Consider the following 3,330-nt stretch of genomic DNA (forward strand, 5'->3'; position numbering starts at 1 on the left):
CAGGCCGCCAAATCGGCCCTGAACGGCGGAAAACAAGGAAAAATCGAGGTGCCCACAATTCTTTGAGTCAGCATATCCTCAACCTGGTAAGGGTCATCATAGTTTAAACTCGCTGATCTCAGCGTGTCAGTGACTAGTTCAACCGCATCCGCATCCGAAAGAATTTTTGGATATTGAGTAAATATTGACGACTGTTCTGGGTTTTCGATGTGCTCCTCCAGCTCGACTGGATTACTTCTTGCCATGCGAAGAAGTTGAAACATCATACAGAGAATATCTTGAAAATCTTGCTGTGACCACTTCGCGCCCTTAAACACACGGCTCACGCCAGAAATTGTATGCTTAATTGTGCCACCGTCGTTGGATAAGGCATATGCCCCTGCTGCGGCGCCGCCGATCATCATCATCTCGAATGGAAGAGAGTGTAAAATAACACCTAACTTCCCACCTGCCAGAATATAGCCGCCGAACACCATTGCGAATGTTAGAGCAATACCGACAATCCCAATCATCTTCCTCCCTCCGGTTGCGCAGACGAGGTAATAGATCCCATGAATGTCGTGAAAATCGCTGCCTGACCCGCCTCGATAGAAGAGATAATTTTTGCACTATTATCTGGCTTCACCCTCATGAGAATCTCAGCGGTAAATTCCGGGGGTAAATTTTGCAAGATTTCAGCCGCTTGCTCAGGTTTCATTTGATCATATATTGAAATCAATCTTTCTATATTTTTATTTCGAATTTCAGCGGAAAAGTGTCCAACTGGGCTTGCTCCAAGTCCAGCGGCATTGAAGCTTTTAAGTGTGTTGGTCAGGTCAATTTTTGCGGCTTCAATTTCTGATTTTTTCCGATCCATATCTTGGAGGTATCGCTCAATTCGCAAAGCTCGCTCTTGAAGGCTGTTTGCAAGCTCTACGGCCTCAGGTACATCTTCACATCCTTTGAGCAGGTCCTTAGTATCGGCAAGCGCGGATGAACTGAGCCCTTCGCTCAAGCTGATGGTCAGTTGTGCGGCCGCCAATATAAGAAATCCCCCACCAAGAGCGGTGAGCATACGGTTACGCATCCTGCCGCCTTCTTTCTTTAAGTATTCGTTTCCCTCCAACAGACAGCTTTGACTCGCCCGACGCCGTGAAGCTTTGTTGCAAAACCCACTTCTGCCGCTCTTCCTTGGCTCCATCTATTGCCCTTAAAAGGCCTAGGCTCGCTTCATCTGCCTCCATGCGCGCGGCGGATATGGAGCTCTCCAAGCGTTCCACCTCGCTAACCAATACCGCAATTGCGCCGCCAATACCCGTTTCTAGGTTATTAAGGCGCGAGACTTTTCTGCTTAGAGAAAAGCAAAAAACAGCAAGTACACAAGATGCACCAAGCGTAAATAATTCAAACATATGGCTTGAAATCATTGAATACGAAACTCCGTAATGAGGATGTCATTAAAGCCATCTGGGCCGAGAATATATGATAGCCTCATCGAAAGCTCTGCCCTAATTACCTCTAATATCCCCCTCTTTTCGAATGCGGTGACATCAATTCCGTTCAGAAACCCATTAAATGAATCCACAATTCTTGGCTCAAGATATTTAACTTGATCAACCTGGTCTTGCTTTGCTTCAATCTTAATTGACACAATAAGGTTTTTAGATGTCTCACCCGATATCATTAAGACCATCTGAGGAAGGTCGACGAATGTGACATCTTCTGGCGTCACCGTTACCGGGGACTTATCCCCTTTAATAAGATCAAGCGGTGACCATGACATCCAGTAACCAAGAAAAATTCCGAAGCCGGACAACAAGATCGGAATCGCCAAAAGGCGCATCCACTTTCTTGATCCTTTGATGTCTATCGAGCTGCTTTCGTCTGCCACATCGCTCATCATGATTCTCCGTTCAGTACCCTTGGGATAACAGAGATCGGCTAACCGATTCTTAATCAGAGCTGTGCAAATTGGTTCTCACAACGGAAACATCCGATTCGAAGGGAGCAGTTTTGCCGCAGATGCTAGAATTCCTGCGCAATCAGAACATGAGGCAAAAATCGCTCGTGCTCGGCGCATTCGTGGCAACATTTTTAGCGATTCTCATGTTTGCTTGGTTCGCAAACCGCCCAAATATGTCGCTGCTCTATTCTGGCTTGGAACCGTCCCAGGCCAGCGGTGTGATTGATGGAATCACAAAAGCAGGCGCGACTTATGAAGTGCGAGGCGATTCGATTTGGGTAGAGCAGGCCCGACGCGACGAGTTACGCATCACTCTAGCAGGCCTGGGTCTGCCGCAATCAGGCAGCAGCGGTTATGAATTGCTGGACGGTATGTCGGGATTCGGAACCACCTCACAAATGTTCGACGCAGCCTACTGGCGTGCGAAGGAAGGAGAGTTATCGCGCACTATTTTAGCGATGCCTAATGTCAAATCCGCGCGTGTCCATCTCGCGGTTTCGGGCAATCGTGGTTACCGACGCGATGCCCCCTCCTCTGCTTCGGTGACTTTAACAACCAATGGCTCGCCCATCACCCAAGCCCAGGCGCGCGCGTTGCGGCATTTGATTTCATCGGGGGTTCCCGGTTTGGCGGTCGAGAATGTCTCAGTCATTGACAGCGAGCGTGGCGTGATTCCGGCCGGTGATGAGATGGTCGGCGAAACCCGAGAGGCTGACATGAAGCGCAATGTCGAGCGTATTCTGGAAGCCCATGTGGGCTCCGGGAATGCGATCGTCGAAGTTCATCTTGATACGGTCAGCGAAGCCGAGGTGTTGACTGAGCAGCGCTTTGACCCCGAAGCCCGCGCCCTGATCTCGCAAGAAAGCGAAGAGGCCGCGGACCAGAACAGCAGTGCCAATCCAGGGCCGGTGACGGCCGCCTCGAACCTGCCGGAAAGTCAGAAAAACAGCGATCAGCAAAGCAAATCTTCAAGGACCGAGAACCGCCAAAGATCGAATTTCGAAGTCAGCAGGACCACCCGTGAAATTCGCAAGCAGCCCGGTGACGTCCGCCGTCTGAGTGTTGCGGTATTGGTCAATGGCAGCCCCCAGACAGGTGAGAACGGCCAGCCTACCCTTGTGCCGCGCTCGGAGCCAGAATTGGCTGTCATCCGCGAGTTGGTCGCATCGGCTGTTGGCTATGATGAAGGACGCGGCGACCAGCTGACCGTGAAATCGCTAAACTTTTTTGGACCGACAGGTGAGGGAACTTTCGCGACCAACAGCTTTACCGATCGCGTCGAGTGGAATGCGCTGGCAAAGATCGCACTAATTGGCTTGTTTGCCATTGCCGTTGGGTAATCCTCCCCGTTTTAACGGGGTTTGGCCGTAGAGTTCACGCAGCCATTT

Annotated in this window: 5 protein-coding genes; 1 reads left to right on the forward strand and 4 read right to left on the reverse strand. The window is 50.3% G+C overall.

Going from position 1 to position 3,330, the window contains the following annotated elements; all coding sequences use genetic code 11:
* From RTS12_RS20440 to fliL, 4 genes are all read right to left on the reverse strand, one after another.
* A partial coding sequence (locus RTS12_RS20440) for a motility-associated protein (RefSeq protein ID WP_312531950.1) occupies positions 1-512 on the reverse strand: 512 nt, incomplete at its 3' end.
* Positions 509-1,066: a magnesium transporter MgtE N-terminal domain-containing protein gene (locus RTS12_RS20445; protein WP_312531952.1), complete on the reverse strand. Its 558-nt coding sequence runs from the start codon at positions 1,064-1,066 to the stop codon at positions 509-511. The genes RTS12_RS20445 and RTS12_RS20440, both read right to left, overlap by 4 nt.
* Positions 1,059-1,406: a hypothetical protein gene (locus RTS12_RS20450; protein ID WP_312531954.1), complete on the reverse strand. Its 348-nt coding sequence runs from the start codon at positions 1,404-1,406 to the stop codon at positions 1,059-1,061. The genes RTS12_RS20445 and RTS12_RS20450 overlap by 8 nt, the downstream gene beginning before the upstream one ends.
* On the reverse strand, positions 1,403-1,879 hold the full coding sequence (gene fliL / locus RTS12_RS20455; RefSeq protein ID WP_312531956.1) for a flagellar basal body-associated FliL family protein: 477 nt from the start codon (positions 1,877-1,879) through the stop codon (positions 1,403-1,405). Before fliL ends, RTS12_RS20450 begins: the two co-directional genes overlap by 4 nt.
* Positions 1,880-2,001: 122 nt before the next feature.
* On the opposite strand from fliL, the gene fliF reads away from it, so the two are divergent.
* On the forward strand, positions 2,002-3,282 hold the full coding sequence (gene fliF / locus RTS12_RS20460) for a flagellar basal-body MS-ring/collar protein FliF (RefSeq protein ID WP_312531958.1): 1,281 nt from the start codon (positions 2,002-2,004) through the stop codon (positions 3,280-3,282).
* Positions 3,283-3,330: the final 48 nt, after the last annotated feature.

The organism is Paracoccus sp. (in: a-proteobacteria) (genome assembly GCF_032007265.1).
Taxonomy (GTDB): Bacteria; Pseudomonadota; Alphaproteobacteria; order Rhodobacterales; family Rhodobacteraceae; genus Paracoccus.